At 73.3% G+C, this 20,660-nt stretch carries 18 protein-coding genes; 3 read left to right on the forward strand and 15 right to left on the reverse strand.

Translation table 11 applies throughout. The annotated features are described in order from the left end of the window. Window positions 1-198: 198 nt before the first annotated feature. The 12 genes from ROT00_RS04345 to ROT00_RS04400 form a co-directional block, all read right to left on the reverse strand. Window positions 199-1,728: an FAD-dependent oxidoreductase gene (locus ROT00_RS04345; protein WP_404772617.1), complete on the reverse strand. Its 1,530-nt coding sequence runs from the start codon at window positions 1,726-1,728 to the stop codon at window positions 199-201. Further along, complete coding sequence (locus ROT00_RS04350) at window positions 1,725-2,024, reverse strand: (2Fe-2S)-binding protein (protein WP_404772619.1); 300 nt, start codon at window positions 2,022-2,024, stop codon at window positions 1,725-1,727. Before ROT00_RS04350 ends, ROT00_RS04345 begins: the two co-directional genes overlap by 4 nt. Further along, a complete protein-coding gene (locus ROT00_RS04355) occupies window positions 2,011-3,216 on the reverse strand; it encodes an NAD(P)/FAD-dependent oxidoreductase (RefSeq protein WP_404772621.1) in 1,206 nt (401 codons plus the stop codon). Before ROT00_RS04355 ends, ROT00_RS04350 begins: the two co-directional genes overlap by 14 nt. After that, entirely contained in the window at window positions 3,213-4,142 is a 930-nt protein-coding gene (locus ROT00_RS04360; RefSeq protein ID WP_404772623.1) for a dihydrodipicolinate synthase family protein, read from the reverse strand. The genes ROT00_RS04355 and ROT00_RS04360 overlap by 4 nt, the downstream gene beginning before the upstream one ends. 13 nt (window positions 4,143-4,155) lie before the next feature. Beyond that, window positions 4,156-4,557 carry a YybH family protein gene (locus ROT00_RS04365; protein WP_404772625.1) on the reverse strand — a complete coding sequence of 134 codons (402 nt, stop codon included), beginning with the start codon at window positions 4,555-4,557 and terminating at the stop codon, window positions 4,156-4,158. Next, the gene (locus ROT00_RS04370) at window positions 4,554-6,254 is read right to left on the reverse strand and encodes a DUF885 domain-containing protein (protein WP_404772627.1); all 1,701 of its coding nucleotides are present in this window, start codon (window positions 6,252-6,254) and stop codon (window positions 4,554-4,556) included. The genes ROT00_RS04365 and ROT00_RS04370 overlap by 4 nt, the downstream gene beginning before the upstream one ends. After that, complete coding sequence (locus tag ROT00_RS04375; protein WP_404772629.1) at window positions 6,251-7,489, reverse strand: amidohydrolase family protein; 1,239 nt, start codon at window positions 7,487-7,489, stop codon at window positions 6,251-6,253. Before ROT00_RS04375 ends, ROT00_RS04370 begins: the two co-directional genes overlap by 4 nt. Beyond that, window positions 7,486-8,343, reverse strand: a complete 858-nt coding sequence (locus ROT00_RS04380; protein WP_404772630.1) for an ABC transporter ATP-binding protein — start codon at window positions 8,341-8,343, stop codon at window positions 7,486-7,488. The genes ROT00_RS04375 and ROT00_RS04380 overlap by 4 nt, the downstream gene beginning before the upstream one ends. Continuing rightward, complete coding sequence (locus ROT00_RS04385; protein WP_404772632.1) at window positions 8,340-9,170, reverse strand: ABC transporter ATP-binding protein; 831 nt, start codon at window positions 9,168-9,170, stop codon at window positions 8,340-8,342. The genes ROT00_RS04380 and ROT00_RS04385 overlap by 4 nt, the downstream gene beginning before the upstream one ends. Beyond that, entirely contained in the window at window positions 9,167-10,075 is a 909-nt protein-coding gene (locus tag ROT00_RS04390; protein ID WP_404772634.1) for an ABC transporter permease, read from the reverse strand. Before ROT00_RS04390 ends, ROT00_RS04385 begins: the two co-directional genes overlap by 4 nt. After that, entirely contained in the window at window positions 10,072-11,094 is a 1,023-nt protein-coding gene (locus tag ROT00_RS04395) for an ABC transporter permease (RefSeq protein WP_404772635.1), read from the reverse strand. The genes ROT00_RS04390 and ROT00_RS04395 overlap by 4 nt, the downstream gene beginning before the upstream one ends. A 121-nt stretch (window positions 11,095-11,215) precedes the next feature. Then, on the reverse strand, window positions 11,216-12,808 hold the full coding sequence (locus ROT00_RS04400) for an ABC transporter substrate-binding protein (protein ID WP_404772636.1): 1,593 nt from the start codon (window positions 12,806-12,808) through the stop codon (window positions 11,216-11,218). A gap of 206 nt (window positions 12,809-13,014) precedes the next feature. On the opposite strand from ROT00_RS04400, the gene ROT00_RS04405 reads away from it, so the two are divergent. Then, a complete protein-coding gene (locus tag ROT00_RS04405; protein WP_404772637.1) occupies window positions 13,015-13,551 on the forward strand; it encodes a cupin domain-containing protein in 537 nt (178 codons plus the stop codon). Window positions 13,552-13,568: 17 nt separating this feature from the next. Here the strand turns inward: ROT00_RS04405 and ROT00_RS04410 are convergent, their stop codons facing one another. From ROT00_RS04410 to ROT00_RS04420, 3 genes are all read right to left on the reverse strand, one after another. Further along, window positions 13,569-14,735 carry an RtcB family protein gene (locus ROT00_RS04410; RefSeq protein ID WP_404772638.1) on the reverse strand — a complete coding sequence of 389 codons (1,167 nt, stop codon included), beginning with the start codon at window positions 14,733-14,735 and terminating at the stop codon, window positions 13,569-13,571. Between the two features lie 399 nt (window positions 14,736-15,134). Further along, window positions 15,135-16,304 carry a M20 family metallopeptidase gene (locus ROT00_RS04415; RefSeq protein ID WP_404772640.1) on the reverse strand — a complete coding sequence of 390 codons (1,170 nt, stop codon included), beginning with the start codon at window positions 16,302-16,304 and terminating at the stop codon, window positions 15,135-15,137. 138 nt (window positions 16,305-16,442) lie between these two features. Further along, window positions 16,443-17,357: a MurR/RpiR family transcriptional regulator gene (locus ROT00_RS04420; RefSeq protein ID WP_404772642.1), complete on the reverse strand. Its 915-nt coding sequence runs from the start codon at window positions 17,355-17,357 to the stop codon at window positions 16,443-16,445. Between the two features lie 323 nt (window positions 17,358-17,680). Here ROT00_RS04420 and ROT00_RS04425 point away from each other — a divergent pair, with 323 nt between their 5' ends. Together ROT00_RS04425 and ROT00_RS04430 are read left to right on the forward strand one after the other, a co-directional pair. Next, on the forward strand, window positions 17,681-19,045 hold the full coding sequence (locus ROT00_RS04425) for a cyanophycinase (protein ID WP_404772643.1): 1,365 nt from the start codon (window positions 17,681-17,683) through the stop codon (window positions 19,043-19,045). Continuing rightward, window positions 19,030-20,637 carry an ABC transporter substrate-binding protein gene (locus tag ROT00_RS04430; protein WP_404772645.1) on the forward strand — a complete coding sequence of 536 codons (1,608 nt, stop codon included), beginning with the start codon at window positions 19,030-19,032 and terminating at the stop codon, window positions 20,635-20,637. Before ROT00_RS04425 ends, ROT00_RS04430 begins: the two co-directional genes overlap by 16 nt. Window positions 20,638-20,660 lie beyond the last annotated feature (23 nt).

Here is a 20,660-nt window from a genome sequence, read left to right on the forward strand (position 1 = left end):
GACATCCGGCCACGCGGGATGGCTCGCTGAGCTCGTCGAAGCGGGGGCGGGATGGTTCGCTGAGCTCGTCGAAGCGGGGATGGCATGGTTCGCTGAGCTCGTCGAAGCGGGGGTGAGGCGTGGTTCCCTTCGACAAGCTCACGGAACCAGCACCGAGCTCAGGGAACCAGCACCGAGCTGAGGGAACCAGCGCTGGGCTCAGGGCACCAAGGGGTCCGGGTCGTCGCCGAGCGCGGCGTACGCCTGCAGCGGCACGGGCTTCACCGGGATGTGCGCGGCGAAGCGCCCCGCCTGTCCGACGCCCGTGCCGCGGGCCTTCGCCACGAGGCCAGCGACCGCCGACTCGCAGTAGCGGCCCTGGCACGGGCCCATGCCGCTCCGGCAGGCGAGCTTCACGGCATCCGCGGTCCCGGCGAAGGGGTTCTCCGCCAGGAAGCCGTCGATGGTGCCGCGGGTCACGGTCTCGCAGCGGCAGATCTCCGTCGCGGGCGTCGCGAGCTCGAGGAGCGCCTCGCGACGCGGCGCGAACATGCGCTGCACGACGGTCGAGAAGCGGGCGGCCGAGCGGATGCGGCGCTGCGCCCGGGCGAGCGCACGCTCCGGCACGGTGCGGCCGAGCGCCTCGGCGATGCGGAGTCCGGCGAGCTCGCCCTCCGCGCGCGACTGCTCGGCACCGGCGACGCCGCTCGGCTCGCCGGCGACGTGCACGCCGGGCACGGTGGTCTCGAGCCGCTCGTCGTGGCGGACGATCCAGCCGCCCTGCGCCGAGTCCCAGTCGAGGGCGCAGCCGAGCTGGCGCGCGAGCTCGGTCGAGGGGTGGAAGCCGTAGCCGAGCACGAGCGCGTCCGCGTCGACGGTGCGCGCGGGCCCGGTCTGCCGCCAGCCGCGGTCGGCGGGCGCGAGCCGGACGCCCGTGACCCGCCCGTCGCCGAGCACCTCGGTGGGCACGGTGCCGGTCGAGATCCGCACGCCGGCCTTCAGCAGCCGCAGCACGCAGCCCGCGAGCTCGGCGAGGAGCCGCACGTGCCCCGGAACGGCGGGCAGGGCGCGGAGCAGCTCGACGGGCGAGGGGATGCCGCGGGCGATCGCGACCTCCTCGACCCGCGCCCCGGCGGCGAGCAGCTGGTCGGCGACGATGAGGAGGAGGGGGTGCGAGCCGGCGAGGACGATCCGGTCGGCGACGCGCAGCCGCTGCGACTTCAGGAAGCCCTGCACGGCGCCGGCCATCATGACGCCGGGGAGGGTCCACCCCGGGATCGCCACGGGCATGTCGTAGGCGCCCGCGGCGACGAGCACCCGGCGGGCGCGCACGCGCCCGGCGCCGGCCGGCTCGGCCGCGTCGCTCGTCAGCACGTCGAAGGCCGCCGGGGCGGAGCCCGCAGCACCAGCACCAGCACCAGCACCGGCACCAGCGCCGGCACCGGCACCAGCCGGGGCATCCGCCGCCTCCGCTCGCACCGGCAGGATGCCGAACACCGTCGTGCCGTGCCGCCAGGTGATGCCCGGGTGCGAACGCGCCCGGTCGAGCAGCTCGCCGGCCCACGGGTAACCGGTGGGCAGCTTCCGGCGGGCGCCGAACTCGGGCGGCGTGGTGCGGAAGATCTGCCCGCCGGGCGCGCGCTGCTCGTCGGCGACGAGCACGTCGAGGCCCGCCTCGGCGGCGGCGAGGGCGGCGGCGGCCCCGGCCGGCCCGGCGCCGACGACGACGAGGTCGTGGGTGGCGGTCATCGCTCGCTCGTCTCGATCCGCATGCCGTCGCGCACGGGGGCGAGGCACGAGCGGGTGAGCGGCACCCCGTCGACGGTGACGCCGCACTCGAAGCAGGTGCCCATGTTGCAGAGCGGGATCCGCGGCTCCCCGTTCCGGTGCGAGAACGCCGGCACCCCGGCGGCGAGCATCGCGGTCGCGACCGTCTCGCCCGCGAAGCAGGCGACGGGCCGCCCGTCGACGGTGATCTCCACCGCATCTCCGCGCTCGGAGGGCAGGCGCGTCGCCCGCCCGTCGGGGGCGTCAGCGTCGTGCATGGCTCAGCCTTTCGAATCGTGCCGGGTCGTAGGGGCGCAGGTCGATGCCCGGGGCGCGGCCGTCGGCCAGGGCGATGAGCGAGCGGGCGAAGCTCGGCCCGAGGGTGAAGGCCGAGCCGCCGGTCGCGACGTAGACCCCGGGCGTGCCGGGCACCTCGCCGACGAGCGGGAGCTGGTCCGGGGTCACCGTCGTCGTGCCGACCCAGCTCCGCACGATCGGCAGCGAGGCGGTGCGGGGCACCACGCCGATCGCGGCCGCGGCGTTGCCGACGAGCGACTCGCGCGCGAGGGTCGGGCGGCTCTCGAGGTCGGGGGCGCCGTCGGGTCCGAGCGGCAGCCGCGCGGGCCAACCGCCGCCGATCAGCACGGTGCCGTTCGCCGCCTGCTTCAGGGAGAGCTTCGTGCCGGCGTGCTGCACGAGGTGCGGCACGAACGGGGCGGTCGGGGCGCTGACGCTCATCATCAGGGCGAGCGGGATCGTCGGCAGCGCGGCGTCGACGAGGCGGCCCAGCCGGGTCGTCCAGACTCCCGCGGCGAGCATGACGGTGTCGGCCTCCAGGCGCAGCATCCGCTCCGCCTCTCCCGTGCGCTCGACCGCGTGCACCGTCCAGCCGGATGCCGCCCGCTCGAGCCCGACGAGCTCGGTGCGGGTGCGCACCTCGGCGCCGAGCCGCAGCGCCCCGCGGGCGAGGGCCGGGCCGGCGATCCGGGTGTCGGCCTTGCCCTCGATCGGGCAGTAGGCGGCCGCGAGCACCGAGTCGGAGAGGTACGGCGCCAGCCGGCGCGCCTCGTCGCCGTCGAGCAGCTCGACGTCGAGGCCCCACTCCTGCTCGAGCCCGGTCTTCCGCCGCAGCACCTCGACCTGCTCCGCGGTCTCGGCGAGCATGAACCCGCCGCGCTGCGCGACGCCGAGGGACTCGCCGAGCTCGTCGCCGAGCGCCGCCCACTCCCGTGCCGCCTCGAGGTGCAGGGGCATCGCCTCCGCCGCCGTCCGCGCCGACTCCCAGCCGTGCTCGACCATGCGGTACTCGAGCTGGAAGTGCAGGCTCCCGGCGTTCTGCCCCGAGGCGTGCTGGTTCAACTGGTCGCGTTCGAGGAGCGCGACGCGCGCGCCCTCGCGGGCGAGCATCCAGGCGAGCGCCGCGCCGAGCAGTCCGCCGCCGACGACGATGCTGTCGTATCGCTCGCTCACGAGAGCGGGACGGTCGCGATCCCCAGGTCCTCGAGGGTCGAGCGGACGATCGAGACCTGCGCGTCGTCGAGCTCGAGGAGGGGGCGCCGAACGTAGCCGGCCGAGACGCCGCGCAGCCGCAGCGCCGTCTTCATGATCGCCTGCTGGTTGCCGAACTTCGCGCCGTAGTCGGGCGCGAACCACCGGGTCATGACGACGCGGTCGCGGGCGCCGAGCTCGACGGCCCGGTCCCGGTCGCCGGCGGCGAGGGCGTTCCAGAAGTCGGGGTGGTCGCGCCCGAGCGGGGCGCCGGAGCCCATCAGCCCGTCGCCGCGGCCGAGCGCGACGAGGTCGGCGCCGAGCTCGCTCGTCGGGATGCCGAAGTAGCGCACCCGGTCGCCGAGGGCGTACAGCCCGGCGAGGAAGCCGGCGAAGTTCCCGGTGGAGTTCTTGATCGCCACGACGTTGTCGATCTCGGCGAGCTCGGCGAGGGTGTCGACGTCGAGGTCGACGATGCAGCCGCGCGGCCAGTTGTACACGCAGATCGGCAGCTCCGTGCCGGCGGCGACCTCGCGGTAGAACGCGACGACCTCGGCCCGGCTCGGCACGAGGTAGGGCGGCGGGGTGAGCAGGATGCCGTCGAGGCCCGCCCGCTCGGCCGCGCGGGCGTGCCGGATCGCCTCGGCCGCGGTGAAGGCGTTGCAGCCGCCGAGCACGCGCATGCCGGCGCCGAACCGGGCGCCCTGCGCGAACAGCTCGGCCCGCTCGTCCTCGTTCAGGCTGAACCACTCACCCGAGGTCCCGGCGAGGATGACGCCGTGCATGCCCTCGTCGGCGAGCCACCCCATCTGCCCCTCGAAGGCGGCGGCGTCGAAGTCGCCGTCCCGGGTGAACGGGGTCGTGATGGCCGGGATGTAGCCGTGCCAGTCGACGCTCGTGCGATCCATCTTCCTCGTCCTCTCAGTTCGCGCCGTCGGCGGGCAGGTCCTGCGCGTGGTGGTGCACGATGCGCCAGCCCGCCTCGCCGCGCCGGAGCACGTCGGTCACCCGGACGCGCTCCAGGAGCCGCCCGTCGGCCGGGTCGCGCACCTCGAGCACGTAGCGCACGAGGCCGGTGCCGTCGCCGAAGTCGTCGCTCACGATGTCGACGGGGCGCACCTCGGGGAGCGGCTCGGCGCGGTCCTCGGGAGCGATCGCGGGGCCGCGGAGCTCGTCGAGCTCGGCGATGCCGCGCATGAGCGTCGGCCAGGGGGTCTCCCAGACGGTCACCGCGGGGTCGAGGCGGGCGTCGAAGGCGGCGCGATCGCCGAGTTCGCGGTAGAGGGCGACGACGAAGTCGTCGAGGGCGGGGGCAGAGGTCATGGTCGTTCCGTCGTCTGGGTGGTGAGCAGGTGCTGGAGCGGCGCCAGGCCCATGGGGCCGAGGGCGAGCGCCCGGTGGTGGAAGTCCTTCGCGGGCATGCCGGATGCCTCGGCCGTCGCCCGCGCCTCGGTCCAGAGCTTGGCGCCCACCTTGAAGGCGAGCGCCTGGCCGGGCCAGGCGAGGTAGCGGTCGACCTCGAAGCCGGCCGTCCGCGGGTCGACGAGCGCGAGCTCGGTGAGGAAGCGCCGGCCGAGCTCGGGCGTCCACCGGCCGGTCGCGCCGAGCGGGTTGGCCCGCAACTCGCGGCCGGTGTGCAGGCCGAGGTCGACGACGATCCGCACCGCGCGCCAGATCTGGCCGAGCACCATGCCGAGCTGCTCCCCCGGGTCGCGCAGCAGGCCGATCGAGTCGGACAGCTGCTCGGAGTAGTGCGCCCAGCCCTCGGCGTAGCCGTGGATCTCGCAGAGGTAGCGCTGCCAGGGGTGCAGGCCCGCGTTGCTGCGGTTGATCGTGTGCTCGAGGTGGTGACCGGGCACGCCCTCGTGGTGGAAGCTCGTGACCTCCTGCCAGGTGCCGATCGCCTCGGCGCCCTCGGGGATGGTCCACACGATCTTGCTCCGCACGGAGCCGTCGGGCGCGCCGGGCGTGTAGTAGACGACGCCGCTCGCGGCGGTCGGCACGACGACGTCGACGTCGCGGATGGCCGGGGGCAGGTCGAAGGCGACCCCGTCCACGCGGGCGAAGGTGTCCTCCAGCCGCTCCTCGAGCCAGGCGACGATGCGGTCGTGCCCGACGATCCGGGAGCGCGGGTCGGCGTCGAGGAGGCGCGCGGCGGCGCGCACGTCGCCGGCGTCGCCGCTGCCGAGCACGAGCCCCGCGAGCCGGCGCGACTCGGCGACGAGCCGGTCGAGCTCGGTCCAGCCGTAGTCGTACACCTCGTCGAGGTCGAGCGGGGTGCCGAGGAAGCTCTGCGCGGTCTGCGCGTACACCTCCTCGCCGACGGCGTCCTCGGTGGCTGCGCTCGGCAGCAGTTCGGCGCGGAGCCATCCGCCGAGCTCGCCGTAGGCGCGCGTCGCCCGTTCGCCGGCCCGCGCGAACGCCGCGGCCCGCGCCTCGCTCAGCGGCTCGGTGTCGATGCGGGAGAAGTAGTCGAGCCCTGCGGGGTCGATCCACGACTCGATCTGGCCGGCCACGACCTCGATCTGACGCGCCGCCACGACCCCGGAGCCGCTGAACCGGCCGGACCGGCCGGCGTCGCGGGCCCACTCCAGGCGGCGACGGAGCTCGACGAGGGCGGGCTCGACGGCGGCGAGCCGCTCGATCACGGCGTCGCCGTCCTCGTCGTCGGTCACGACGACGTCGTCGAAGCGCTCGCGGATCTCCTGCACCGGCGAGGCGAGCGGGGCGAGGAGCCGGGCGGTGAACCCGGTGTCGAAGAGCTCGGCCTCGCTCGCCGCCCGCTCCCCGAGCGCCGCCGCGAGCGCCACGTCCGCGGCGAGCTCCTCGGCGGGCAGGGCGCGGAGCGCGGCGGCCGTGCGATCGAGCAGCGCCCGGCGCTCCTCGGCCCACTCGGGGCCGTAGTCCGCGAGGCGCGCGGCGGCGTCCCGGCCGAGCGCCTGCGCCGCGGCCGGCTCGTGCTCGGCGAGCGCGGCGAGGTGCGCGTCGGCGACGGAGCGGACGGTGGCTCGATCGCTCATCGGGCGCCGGCCCGGTCGTCGCGCACGACGACGCCGTCCTTCATGACCCAGTCGATGCCGCGGAGCGCCGACACGTCGCTCGTCGGGTCCTCGTCGGTCGCGATGAAGTCGGCGTGGGCGCCGGGCTCGATGACCCCGATGCCGGGCGCGCCCAGCAGCTCCGCCGCGTGGCCGGTCGCCGAGCGCATCACGTCGAGGTCGGTCATCCCCGCCTCGACCATGAACTCCATCTCGCGCACGGTCGCCGTCGTGCCGTCGAAGTCGGCGGCCGGCGGCATGTCGGTGCCCATCGCGATCGGCACGCCGCTCGCGATGGCGTGCTGCAGGCTCTCCCAGTGGCGGGGACCGGCACCGAGGGCGCGCTCCTTCATCCACGTCGGCACGCCCTGCGCGTCGAAGAACTCCTCGCAGCGGCTCACCGTGATGGTCGGCACGTACCAGACGCCGCGCTCGGCCATCAGCTCGGTGACCTCGCGGGTGAGCTCGTAGCCGTGCTCGACGCAGTCGAGACCGAGCTCGATCGCGCGGCGCAGCGTCTCGGACGGCCCGACGTGCGCGGTGACCTTGCGGCCCCAGTCGTGGGCGACGCGGATGATCGACGCCATCTCCTCGTCGGTGAGCTGCGGGGTGTCGATCTGCTCGTGCTCGCCCGCGATGCCGCCGGAGATGCAGACCTTGATGAGGTCGGCGCCGTGCCGGATCTGCAGCCGGGCGAGCCGGCGGAGCTCGTCGGCCCCGTCGCCCTCGAGGGCGTCGGAGTCCCAGCCGTGGCCGCCGGTGCAGCAGAGCGCGTGGCCGGCGGTGAAGATGCGCGGGCCGGGCACGATGCCCGCGTCGATGCCGCGGCGGAGGGCGAAGTCGAGGTAGCGGCTCTCGCCGACGAGCCGGGTCGTCGTGACGCCGGCCTGCAGCGTGCGCTTGGCGCCGTCGGCCATCACGAGCAGCAGGTCCGGGTCGGACTTGCTCGCGATCGCGGCGCCCGCGGTGCCGGGCAGGGCGAGGCCGAGGTGCACGTGCATGTTCACGAGGCCCGGGCTCAGCACGCGCCCGGCGAGGTCGAGCTCCCGCGCGCCGGCCGCCGCCGGGAGGGCGCGGAGCTCCGCCTCGGGGCCGACGGCCTCGATCCGGCCGTCCGCGGCGACGAGCACGGCCGAGCCGTCGAGGAGCTCGGCATCCGCGCCCGTGAAGATGCGGGCCCCGACGAGCAGGGTGGGGATGGGGGTCGCGCTGGTCATGCTGGTGCTCCGTTCGTGGCGGTCGCGTCGGCGCCTGCCGGTGCCGGCTCGGCGGCGTCCTCGTCGAGGCCCGGCAGCTTCTTGACGGGCCCGATCTCGGGGATCGCGGCGATGAGGGTCTTCGTGTAGGGGTGCGTCGGCCGCTCCCAGAGCTGCTCGCTCGGGCCGCGCTCGACGATCTCGCCCGCGTACATGACCGCGGTCTCGTCGGCGATGGCGCGCACGAGCGAGAGGTCGTGCGAGATGAACAGCATGCCCATGCCGAGCTCGCGCACGAGCGACTGCAGCAGCCGCACGATCTGCGCCGAGGAGAAGGCGTCGAGGGCGGTGACCGGTTCGTCGGCGACGACGAGGCTCGGCTTCGCCGCGAGGGCACGGGCGATCGCGAGCCGCTGCCGCTGGCCGCCGGAGAACTGCGAGGGGTAGCGGCTGCCCGCTGCGGCGTCGAGGCCGACGAGCTCCAGGAGCCGCGCGACCTCCGCGGCGCGCTCCTCGCGGGCGATCGGCTCCGAGGCCCCGTCGAGCAGCTGGCTCGCGATCGTCCGGCGCGGGCTGAGCGAGGCGTACGGGTTCTGGAACACCATCTGCAGCTTGCGGTCGGCGGCGGGCCGCTGACGCATCCGGAGCGGCTCAAGCGGTGCGCCCTCGAAGCGCACCGTGCCCGACGTCGGCGCGTGGATGCCGCACGCGACCCGGGCGAGCGAGGACTTGCCGCAGCCCGACTCGCCGACGAGCCCGACGACCTGGCCGGGGGCGACCGTCAGCGAGACGCCGCGGACGGCCTGCACCGGCGGGCCGCCGGGGCGGCGGTGGGTGACGACGACGTCCTCGATCTCCAGCACGGTGGCGGTCATGCGCGGGCCTCCTGCTGCACTCGCTCCTCGGCGAGCGACTGCGCCCGCGAGGCGATGAGCGCCTTCGTGTACTCGTGGCTCGGGTGGTTCAGGATCGTGGTGGTGACGCCGGACTCCACGACGGTGCCGTCCTTGAAGACGTAGGTGCGGTCGGCGATCGAGTTCATCACGCCGAGGTCGTGGGTGATGAAGAGCATCGACACCCCGGTCTCGCGGGCGAGCCGGTCGAAGAGGCGCAGGATGCCGGCCTGCACGGTGACGTCGAGCGCGGTGGTCGGCTCGTCGGCGATGAGCAGTCGCGGCTCGCAGGCGAGCGCGATCGCGATCGCCGCGCGCTGGCGCATGCCGCCCGAGAACTGGTGCGGGTACGCCTTCACCGCGTGGTGCGGGTCGCGGATGCGCACGAGGTCGAGGAGCTCGACCGCGCGGGCGTTCGCCTGCTTCTTCGTGATCCCCGTGTGGTGGATGAGGTGCTCGGTGAGCTGCGTGCCGATCGTGAGCAGCGGGTGCAGCGCCGCCGAGGGGTCCTGGAAGACGATCGCGATGCGGTTGCCGCGCACCGTGTCGAGCTCCTTCCGGGAGAGGGCGAGCAGGTCGCGGCCCTCGAACATGATCCGGCCGCCGGCGCGGGCGCCCGGCGGGAGGATGCCCATGATGGCCGAGGCGGTCATCGTCTTGCCCGAGCCGCTCTCGCCGGCGAGACCGACGATCTCGCCCTCGCCGATCGCGATGTCGGTGCGGTGCACGAGCTCGACCGGCCCCGACGGGGTCGGCATGGTCACCGAGAGGCCCTCGATGGAGAGCAGGGGTTCGGCGGGCGTCGTCATCGCGTCCTCGCATTCCGCGACCGGGGGTCGAGGTGGTCCTGGATGGCGTCGCCCAGGAGGTTGAAGGCCATCACGATCGTGAGGATGGCGAGGCCGGGGAAGAGGCTCACCCACCAGTTGCCGAGGTTCTGCGAGCCGAGCGCGATCATCGCGCCCCACTCGGCGGCCGGCGGCCGCGGGCCGAGGCCGAGGAACGACAGGGCGGCGAGCATCAGGATGGCGTTGCCGAGCTCGATCGTCGACATGACGAGCGCGGGGCCGGCGCTGTTCGGGATGACGTCCTTCACGATCGAGCGGAGCGTCGGCAGGCCGAGCATCCGGCCGGAGACGACGTACTCCTGCTCGCGCACGCTCAGCACCGAGCTCCGGATGATCCGGGCGTAGAGCGGCCACGACACGATGACGAGGGCGAGCACGGCGTTCCCGACGCTCGGGCCGAAGGCGGCGGCGACCGCCATCGCGAGGATGATCTGCGGGAAGGCGAGCACGAGGTCGGCGAGCCGCATCGCGACGTTGTCGACGGCCTTGCCGAAGTAGCCGGCCGCGAGGCCGACGATGCCGCCGACGAGGAGCGAGCACGCGACGATGGCGACCGCGAGCGGCAGCGAGAGGCGCGAACCCCAGATGAGGCGGCTGAGCACGTCGCGGCCGAGGTCGTCGGTGCCCATCCAGTGCGCACCCGACGGCGCCTGGAGGTTCTCGCCGACGGTCTCGAGCGGGTCGTAGGGCGCGACCCACGGCGCGAACGCCGCGAGCAGGCACCAGAGCACGATGATGCCGAGGGAGACGACGGTGAGCGGCCGCCAGAACGAGCCGGTGCCGAGGGTGCCGCCGACGCGCAGGCGGTCGCGCCGGAAGCGCGAGGCGCGCGAGACGGCGACCCGGTCGGAGGGCAGGATGGTCATTTCGCTCCGATCCTCGGGTCGATGACGCTGTAGAGCACGTCGACGAGGAGGTTGATGAGGGTGTAGACGACCGCGATGAACAGCGTCACGCCGAGGATCGCCTGCAGGTCGAGCGAGATGGCGCTCTTGTAGGCGTACTGGCCGAGGCCGGGCCAGGAGAGCACCTGCTCGACGAGCACGGCGCCGCCGAGCAGCGAGGCGAGCATGAGGCCCGACACGGTGAGCACGGGCAGGAGCCCGGCGCGGAACACGTGCCGCCAGGTGATGATGCGCCGGGGCAGGCCCTTCGCGATCGCCGAGCGGATGTACTCGGCATCCAGCACCTCGATCATCGCGGACCGCACGAAGCGCAGGAGCCCGGAGACGGTGAGCGCGGTGAGGATGCCGACGGGCAGCACGAGGTGCCAGAGCGCGTCGCCGAAGACGTCCCACTGGCCGGCGACGGCCGCGTCGACCGTGTACATGCCGGTGACCGCGGGCGGCGGGTCGTAGATGTTGCTGAGGCGGCCGCCGTTCGGCACCCAGCCGAGCAGGTAGAAGAAGACGTAGAGCGCGACGAGCGCGAGCCAGAACGGCGGGGTGGAGAGGCCGACGAGGGCGGCGCTGCGGATGCCGGTGTCGGTCGGGCGGTTCTTGCGCATCGCGGCGAGCATGCCGAGGCCGACCGCGATCACGATCGCGAGGGCCATCGCGGGCAGGGCGATCTCGATCGTCGCCGGCACGTACTGGCCGAGGTCCTCGGCGACCGGGCGATGCGTCTGCTGCGAGGTGCCGAGGTCGCCCTGCAGGATGTTGCCGAGGTAGCGCACGTACTGCACCCAGATCGGCTGGTCGAGGCCCCACTTGGCCTCGAACGCCGCGCGGATCTCCGGGTCGTCGTAGGCCTGCTGCGAGAGGTTCGCCGCGGCGGGGTCGCCGGGGACCACGTTCACGAGGAGGAAGGTCACGACCGTGACGCCCCAGAGCAGCACGAGGGCGCTCAGCAGGCGTTTGCCGATCATCTTGAGGAGGGGTGGCATCGAGGCTCCGTCTCGGGTCGCGGGGGCGACGGGATCGCGGGGGCGACGGGGGTCGCTCGCGCGACGGGGGAAGCGGGCGCCCCTGACAGGAAGAGAGCAGGGGCGCCCGCGGTCCGTTCGGCTACTTGCCGGCGATCGCCGCGAGGTCGACCGTCCAGCCGGCGGGCGTGTAGTCCGCGCCGGTCAGATCGCTCGTCGCGACGACGATGCCGGCGTTGTTCGCCAGCGCGATGTAGGGCGACACCTCGTTCATGACGTGCTGCCAGTCGATCATCGCCTCGTTGCGGCCCTCGGGGGTGAGCTCAGCGGTGACCGCGTTGCTCGCGTCGATGGCCGACTGGTCGGCGCGCTCGAGCGTCCAGCCCGTGCGCAGCGAGGTCGAGGCGCCGGGCGCCATGTTGTTCACGAGCGACGACGAGGCCGGGTAGTTCAGGCTGTTCGGCGAGAAGTTGATCTCGTTCTTGCCCTCGGACTGCGACTGGAGGAACACGTTGATCGGCTGCGGGGTGAGCTCGATCTCGATGCCGGCCTTCTTGGCGTCCTGCTGCACCTTCGTGACGATGGTGCCGAGGTCGACGCCGCGGTACGTGATCGCCGGGTAGACGAGCGCGACCTTCACGTCGGCGAGGCCGGCGTCGGCGAGCAGCTTCTTCGCGCCGTCGATGTCCTGCACCGGGTTCTCCGACTCGTCGAGCGCGCCGGCGAAGGCGGGCGGCACGAGGCCGGCCGCGGGGGTCGCCCCCTCGCCGAAGAGCTTCGCGAGGCCCTCGCCGTCGACCGTGAGGCGCAGCGCCTTCACGAACGCCGGGTTCGAGGTGACGGCCGAGACGGCCGGGTCCTGGTTGAGGCTCAGGAAGTAGGACGTGTCGGCGACGCCGGAGACCTGGAGGTCGTCGGACAGCTCGGCGGCCTGCGGGCCCGAGAGGTCAAGGGCGATCTCGTCGCCCTTCGCCTTCGAGATCGTGAGCTTCTGGTTCTGCACGTCGACGTTCTGGATGACGACGCGGCTGTAGGCCGGCTGCTCGCCCCAGTACTTCGGGTTCGCGGTGAGCACGATCTTCGTGCTCGGGTCGTAGCTCTTCAGCACGTACGGGCCGCTGCCGAGGCTCGCGGTGTCGAGCTGGGTGCCGACCTGGTCGCTCGTGGCGGCGTCCTCGGCGTCGGTCGCGCCGAGCTTCTTCGCCTCGGCCGAGTTCAGCACGCTCGCGGCCGGCATCGCGAGGATGACGGGGACGTCGGGGTTCGGCGTCGCGGAGGTGACGACGACCGTGTCGTCGCCCTCGGCGGCGAAGTCGAGGCCCTGCACGGTCTGCGAGGCGGAGCCCTGCAGGTTCTTCAGCCGGTTGAGGCTGAAGACGGCGTCCTCGGCGGTGACGGCGGCGCCGTCGGAGAACACCGCGTCGTCGCGGAGGGTGAAGGTCCAGGTGGTGCCGTCGCTCGACTGCTCCCACTTCTCGGCGAGCTCGGGCTGGAGGGTCGTGACGTCCGATCCCTCGTAGGTCACCAGAGTGTCGTAGAGCGCGTGCACGGCGATGTTGCCCGTCTGCTCGTACACTGTGCCGGGATCGAGTGTCTTGACGACGAATGAGGTGTCGACGGTGAGCGTCTGGTCGCCCGCGTTGGAGGTGTTGGCGCCTCCGGCGCATCCGGCGAGTGCGACGACGAGCGCGACGGCGCCGGCGGGCACCACGAGCTTGGCTGTGAGGGATCTCATGTGCTTCTTTCCCCGGTCGGCGACGGTGACGAAGGAGTCGGAGGAGCGCTCAGCCTCGCTGCCAATCAGTGCCCGGTGTCGTGTGGATGATGTTCAATCCAGGTACCATGAATTCAAGCACATTAAACACGTGCGGACTCACATGTCAAAACGCGGCCGTCCGTCACACCCGGATGGGGGCCGCACAGGAAGAAGGATGACTCAGCGTGCTCGGTGACCGATTGAAGGCCCTGCGCCAGGCCAAGGGCCTCACCCTCCGCGAGCTCTCGGAGCGGACGGGACTGTCGGTCAGCATGCTGAGCCAGATCGAGAACGGGGCCGCCGATCCGAGCCTCGGCTCGGTGCGCAAGCTCGCCGAGGTGTTCGAGGCATCCATCGCGACGCTGTTCAGCGACCCCGACGCGCCCGCCATCCACATCAGCCGCCCCGGCGAGCGGCACAGCCTCGGCGTCGCCGACGCGAGCTTCGCCTACGAGCGGCTCACCCCGGGCCGCGGCGACCTCGAGGTGCTCCGCGCCGAGATCCCGCCCGGGCAGGCGACCTCGCCCCGCCTCTGGGGGCACGCCTCCACCGAGTGCGCCTACGTCATCTCGGGCGAGCTGACGGTCGAGCTCAGCAGCGAGCGGGTCGCCCTCGTGGCCGGCGAGTCGGTCACCTTCGACTCGCGGGAGCCGCACCGGTACCTGAACGAGAGCGACGGCGTCACCACGATCATCATCGCGGTGACGCCGCCGTCCCCGTAGTCCGGCGCCGCGGCCGGTCAGTCGCCCTTCACGTTCACGATCTGCCGGAGCGTGTGCCGCACCGAGACGAGCGACGCGGCATCCGCCATCACCCGGTCGATCGGCTTGTACGCCTGCGGGATCTCGTCGATGAAGGCGTCCGTGTCGCGGAACTCGATGCCCGTCATCGCCTCCCGCAGCTGCTCGTGCGTGAAGGTCTTCCTGGCCCGCGACCGGGAGTACTCCCGCCCCGCGCCGTGCGGCGAGGAGTTCAGCGACATCGGGTCGCCGAGGCCCACCACGACGTAGGACGCGGTACCCATCGACCCCGGAATGAGGCCCGGCCTGCCGACGTCGGCCTGGATGGCGCCCTTCCGCGACACCCACACCCGCTTGCCGAAGTGCTCCTCGCTCTCGGTGAAGTTGTGGTGGCAGTTGATCCGCTCCTGCTCCCCCACCGGCACGCCGGTCCACTCGGCGAGCTGCCGGATGACCCGGTCCATCATCTCCTCCCGGTTGAGCAGCGCGAAGTGCTGCGCCCACCGGAGCTCGGCGATGTACCTGGTGAACTCGGGCGTGCCCTCGACGAGGTAGGCGAGGTCGGGGTCGGGCAGCGCGATCCACCACTGCTTCGCGAGCCGCCGGGCGACGCCGATGTGGTGCTGGGCGATCTTGTTGCCCACGCCCCGGCTGCCGGAGTGCAGGAACAGCCACACCCGGTCGGCCTCGTCGAGCGAGACCTCGATGAAGTGGTTCCCGCTGCCGAGCGAGCCGAGCTGCTCCCGCCAGTTCCCCGCGTAGGAGGCCGGGTCGAAGCCGCTCCGCTCCGCGAGCTCCTCGAGCTCGGCGATCCGGGGCTGCGCCGTCGCGACGACCTTGCGGTTGTACTTGCCGGCCGACAGCGGGATGGCCCGCTCGATCTGCTCCCGCAGCTCCCGCCGGTCGGCGGGGAGCTCGGAGACGTGGAACTGCGTCCGCACGGCGATCATGCCGCAGCCGATGTCGACCCCGACCGCGGCCGGGATGATCGCCCCGAGCGTCGGGATGACCGAGCCGACCGTCGCGCCGAGGCCGAGGTGGGCATCGGGCATCAGCGCCAGGTGCGGGTGGATGAACGGCATCGTCGACGAGGTGCGGGCCTGCGCGACGGTCTGCTCGTCGAGCAGGCTCGCCCACGAGACGAGCCGGTCGGAGAGTCTCTCCATGATGGTGGTTCCTGTCTGCTTTCCCGGAGCCCGCTGGTGGCGGGCCCCGCTCCGATGAGTCCTCGGGCCCGAGGGTCACCGTCGCGCGCAGACGGAATCACCCCGGGCCTCGAAGCGGCACGGGGTGACGGTGGCGATGGATCGCTGGCGTCAGGGTGCCGGCTCGAGAGCCTGCTCGAGCTTCGCTTCGGGGCGCTGCTGGCGCCCCGTGTTCGCGGGCTCGGCGAAGGCGGGCGTGAGGGTGCGCTGCAGAGACACGTTCACGATTCCACCTGCTTCCAGACTCCGGGGATGCCGCGCGATCGCGCAGCCTTGGAACCCTAGCGGGCCGAGGCGGCGGAGGTCAAGGATGGCCGGCCGGTTCGCCGAGTTCGTCGAAGCGCAGTCCCTTCGACGGGCTCAGGGAGCGAAGCGGGCGGCGCTCGCGTCGACGAGGGCGGCGAGCAGGGCGACGCGCTGCGGCACGCTGCCGAGGTCGAGCCACTCCGCGGGACTGTGGTCGCCGCCGCCGACCGGGCCGAGCCCGTCGAGCGTCGGCACGCCGAGCGCGGCGACCCGGTTCGCGTCGGACACCCCGCCGGTGCGGGCGAGCCCCGGCTCGAAGCCGAGCTCGCGGGCGAGGTCGAGTGCGAGCTCGCCGAGCGCGCGGCCCGCGCCGGTCTCCTCGAGCGGCGGGCACTGGTCGACGACGCGCACCTCGACGCGGGTGCCGTCGACGACAGGCGCGTCGGCCCGGTCCCGGAGCTCCGCGAGCGCGCCCTCGATGACGGCGGTGCGCGTCGCGCGCATCTCGACGTGCAGCGTCGCCCGCTCGGGGACGACGTTCGTGCGCTCCCCGGCGCGCAGCACGCCCACGTTCACGCTGAGCTGCCGCGCGGGGTCGGCGAGCGCCTGGAGGAAGACCGTGAGGTGCGCCGCCTCCAGCGCGGCGTGGGCGCCGCGCTCGGGCTCGATGCCCGAGTGCGCGGCGACGCCGTGCACGACGAGCTCGAGGTCGACGACGCCCTTCCGCGCGATCACGAGGTCGCCGTTCTCCCGCGCGCACTCGAGGCTGAACGCGGCGTCCGCGCCGCGCGCGAGCTCCTGCAGCACCGGACCGCCGGCGGGCGAGCCGATCTCCTCGTCGGGGGTGAACGCGAGCACGAGCTCGCCGTAGCGTTCGGCGCCGAGCGCGATGAGGTGGGCCGCGACGTGCAGCGCGGCGACGACGCCGGCCTTGTCGTCGGTGACGCCGGGTCCGTGCGCGTGGCCGGCGTCGTCGATCGAGAAGGGGCGGGCCGCGGCATCCCCCCGCTCGAACACGGTGTCCAGGTGCGCGAACAGCAGGACGCGCGCGGCGCCGTCGCCGCGCCGTCGCCCGACGATCGTGTCGCCGTAGCGCGGGTCGGCGGAGGGGCGCCGCTCGACGGTGAAGCCGAGCGTTCCGAGGCGGTCGGCGACGACGTCGCCGACGCGGTTCACGCCGGCCGGGTCGAGCGAGCCGGAGTCGATGCCGACGAGCTCCGCGAGGTCACGGGCGTACGCCCCCTGGGCCGCTTCGGCGCGGCGGAGCAGTTCGGCAACGAGCACGGGGCCTCCGTTCGAGCACTGCAACATCCGTTGCAGATCACGACGACCATACACGAACCGAAACGCTCGTTTCCGATCCCCCTCACCCGACTTGCCCGAATTCCCTGCGAATCGGGCAACTCGGGGAAGGTGAGGCGACTACAGGAGTTCGAGCTCCTGCACCGTGCGCTCGATGCGCTCCATCCGCTCGCGCGCCGGCGGGCCGAGCCGGGTCAGCACGGCCTCGAAGATCGCCTCGATGAGCGCCATGACGGGCACCACCGAGTCGAACGGCCCGCGCTCGGAGGCGAGGCTCGACAGCACCGTATCGGCGTCGCCGGCGCACGGCGAGACCCAGCGGTCGGTCACGAGCGCGACGGTGGCCTTCCGCGCCTTCGCGTGCTGCACGAGCCGGCGCGTCTCGGCCTCGTAGCGCCGGAAGTCGAAGACGACGAGCACGTCCTTCGCGTCGAAGCCCGACATCGTCGCGGCCCGGAGGCTCGCCATCCGCGGCACCATCTGCACCGCGGGGCGCAGCTGCTGCAGGCTCGCCTGCAGGTACTCGGCGAGGTAGCCGCTGTACCGCCCGCCGGCGACCCACACGCGGTTCTTGGGGTTCGCGATCGCGGCGACGGTCGTCTCGAAGTCGTGCTCGGAGAGCCCGGCGAAGGTCGCGCGGACGTCGTCGGCGGGGGCGTCGCCGAGCGAGGCCAGGTCGCTGGACGCCGTGGCCCCCGCGGCGCCGATCCGCTCGTAGAGCGAGGCCGGCGAGGCGCTGCGCTGCTCGAGCTCGTGCCGGAGCGCCCGCTGGAAGTCGGGGAAGCCGCGATAGCCGAGCCGGGTCGCGAAGCGCACCACGGTGGCCCCGCTGACCTCGGCGAGCTCGGCGAGCCCGGCGACCGTCTCGAAGCCGGCGACCGGGTAGGCCGCGAGGAGGGTGCGGGCGACCTTGCGCTCGGCCGGACTGCAGTCGCCCATGCGTTCGCGGATGCGCGCGGCGACCGATTCCTCGGCGGCCTCGCCGGGCGGACCGGCCTCCGCTGCGCGACCGGGTCGACGGGAATCGCTCTTCATCTGGGTCCTTCGATCTGCGACGCACTCCGCCGCCGAGCACGATCGGCGACGGGGACCCCCGGTCGGCCGCGACATCGGACGTCGCGAGTCTAGCAACGGCCGCGCGCCGCGCCGGGGGCTCGGCGAGCTGAAATGTTCGTTTCTGTTCTGGACAAACTAGCTTGATGTGAAATACTTGCAACGCATCCCGGCTCGGAGCAGAGGCAGGGCGGCGGCACCGATCGTCTCCGGCCGCAGTCCGACTCGGCCCGTCGGAATCCATCTTGCCCGCTCGCCCGCCCCGGTCCCGCCGGAGCCCGATCCCGTACTCGGAGAGGAGTACCGTGACCGCCAGCCACGACGCCAGCGCAGCCCGCGGCACCCTCGTGCTCATCGGCGGCGCGCTCGACGAGCACCGGGGCATCCTCGAGCCGGTCGTGCAGCTCGCCGCGAGCGCCAGCCCGGCGCCCGGCCGACCGCCGCGCATCGCGATCCTCACCACGGCGTCCGAGCCCGCGGCCTCCGCCGACGCCGAGGCGACGAACGACCCCGGCGTCGAGAACGACGCGGCCGACGGCCGCTACTACGCGGCACTCTTCGCCCGGCACGGCGCCGAGGGCGTGCCGATCCCGGTCGGGGTCGCCGCCGAGCCGCGCTTCCCCGGGCAGCGCTACCTCGCCGCGAACGCCGAGCGCGAGGAGCTCGCCGCGCTCGTCCGCTCGTGCGACGGCGTCTTCCTCGGCGGCGGCGACCAGACGCACTACGTCCTCGCCCTGTTCCGCAGCAGCGGCGCGGCCGCGTCGGCCGGCGCGCCGCCCTTCGGCGAGCGCCGCGACACCGCGGTGCTCGCCGCGATCCGCGAGGTCCTCGATCGCGGCGGCGTCGTCGCGGGCACGAGCGCCGGGCTCGCCGTGCAGCAGGGCGCGGGCATGGTCTCCGGCGGCGGCGTCCACGAGAGCTGGCGCCTCGGCGCCGAGCCCGGCTACGCCGACGACGAGCGGCTCCGCTCCCTCCCGGCCGGCGGGCTCGGCCTCTTCCCCGAGGCGCTCCTCGACTCGCACTTCTCCGAGTGGGGCCGCCTGCCCCGGGCCATCCGCCTCGCCCGCGCACTCGACCGCCCGCTCGTCGTGGGGGTCGACGAGCGCACCGCGCTCGTCTACGACCGGGCCGCGCGGCGCGGCCGGGTGATCGGCGACCGCGGCGTGCATCTCGTCGAGGTCGCCGAGAGCGAGGCGACGGATGCCCGGGCCTCGCACCCCGGTTCCGGCGACGCCGTCGACGGCGTGCGCTGGACCCAGTTGCTCCCCGGCGACGAGCTCGATTTCCGCACCCGGCGCATCGAGCGCGCGGATCCGGCCCCGCTCGCGCCCGGCGACGGTGCAGCGCCGCCGCCCGAGACGGATGCCTGGGCCGCCGACGGCTCGCGCCCCCTCGTGCGCCTCGCGCAGCGCCTCCTCGCCTCCGGCGCCCCCGCCGCGCACGGCGACACCGCCGAGTCGACGCCCCGCTACCGCACCGTGCTCCGCCGCGACGAGCGCACCGTGCGCACGGCCGGGGGCGGCTTCGACGAGCTGCTCGTCTCGATCGCCCCGGCGCCGAGCGCGACGACCACAGACACCCCCTCCCCCGCCACCCGCACCACCGCAGTCCGCACCACCACAGCAGTCCCCATGAACACAGAGGAAGGCGCACCATGCCCACATCCGTGACCGGAGCATCCGGCATCCCCCGCCGCCGGCGCACCCTGCGCCGCGCAAGCGCCGTCTCCGCCGTCGTCGCCTCCGGCGCGCTCGTGCTGAGCGGCTGCGCGGCGTCCGGCGACGGCGGCGACGCCGCGAAGGACGTCGTCAACGTCGTGACGCCCGCGCAGCCGTCGACGCTCGACCCGCAGATCTCGACCGAGTCGATCATGGGCGAGATCACCGGCTCGATCTACGAGACCCTCGTCGTCACCGACGAGAACCTCGTGCCGCAGCCGATGCTCGCCGAGTCGTTCGAGCGCAGCGACGACGGGCTCGAGTACACCTTCGTGCTCCGCGAGGGGGTGAAGTTCCACGACGGCTCCGACCTCACCGCGACCGACGTCGTCGACTCGATGAACCGCTGGACGCGCGTCTCGATCGCCGCCGACGGCGCCTTCGACGGCTCCGAGTGGACCGAGGTCGACGACTACACCGTGAAGCTCACGGTGCCGACGGCGAGCTTCCTGCACCTGCTCTACCTCTCCGACATCGGCACCTCCTACCCGGCGATCATGCCGTCGGAGGTCATCGAGGAGTTCGGCGACGAGCCCGTGCAGGACATCGTCGGCACCGGCCCGTACACGCTCAAGGAGTGGGACGCCGACCAGCGCATCGTCATCGAGAAGTGGGACGACTACCAGTCGGTCGACGCACCCTCGAGCGGTCGCGCCGGGGCGAAGGACGCCGTCCTGAACGAGGTCGTCTTCAGCTTCGTGCCGGATGCCGCGACCCGCACCATGGGCATGCAGTCCGGCCAGTACGACGTCACCCCCGAGCTGCCGTTCGACGGGCTGACCCAGTTCCAGGAGGACCCGAACCTCGTCCTCGGGACCTACACGATCGGCCCGATCAACCTCGTCTACAGCGACCGCCCCGGCGGCCCCTTCGAGAACGTCGTCAACCGCCAGGCGGTGAACACGGCGCTCGACCGCGACCCGATCATGCTCGCCTCGGTCGGCTCCGAGGAGCTCTACGACCTCGTGCACCACAACATGACCGAGCCGCAGCAGGCGATCTGGGACACCGAGGTCGGCAAGGCCGACTTCAACTCCGCCGACACCGCGAAGGCGGAGGCGCTCCTCGCCGAGGGCGGCTACACCGGCGAGCCGGTCACCCTCCTCGTCACCCGGGACTACACCGAGGCGTACAACGCCGCGGTGGTCGTCGCCGAGCAGCTGAAGGGCATCGGGGTCGACGTGAAGCTCGAGGCGCTCGAGTGGGCCTCGTACTTCGACAAGTACAAGGAGGGCCGCGACGAGTGGGACCTCACGATCATCCCGCAGGGCACCGTCACCGACCCGACGCAGACCGTCGGCTTCCTGCCGAACCGCGCCGGCTACTACGACACCCCGGAGCTGCAGGACCTGCTCGCCCGCTTCCGCGCGGCGCCGACGCAGGATGACGCGACCCTGATCTTCGACGAGATGCAGGAGTACATCGAGACGTACCGTCCGCTCACCCGCCTCGGCGACGCGCACAACGTCTACGCCGCCAACAAGGACCTCGACCTCCCGGTGTTCAACTCGCACTTCGTGTGGTGGAACGCCGGCTGGAAGTGACCGGCTGAACGCCCGGGGCGGGC

Origin of the sequence: Agromyces mediolanus (assembly GCF_044917495.1) — a bacterium.
Lineage (GTDB): Bacteria > Actinomycetota > Actinomycetes > Actinomycetales > Microbacteriaceae > Agromyces > Agromyces mediolanus_B.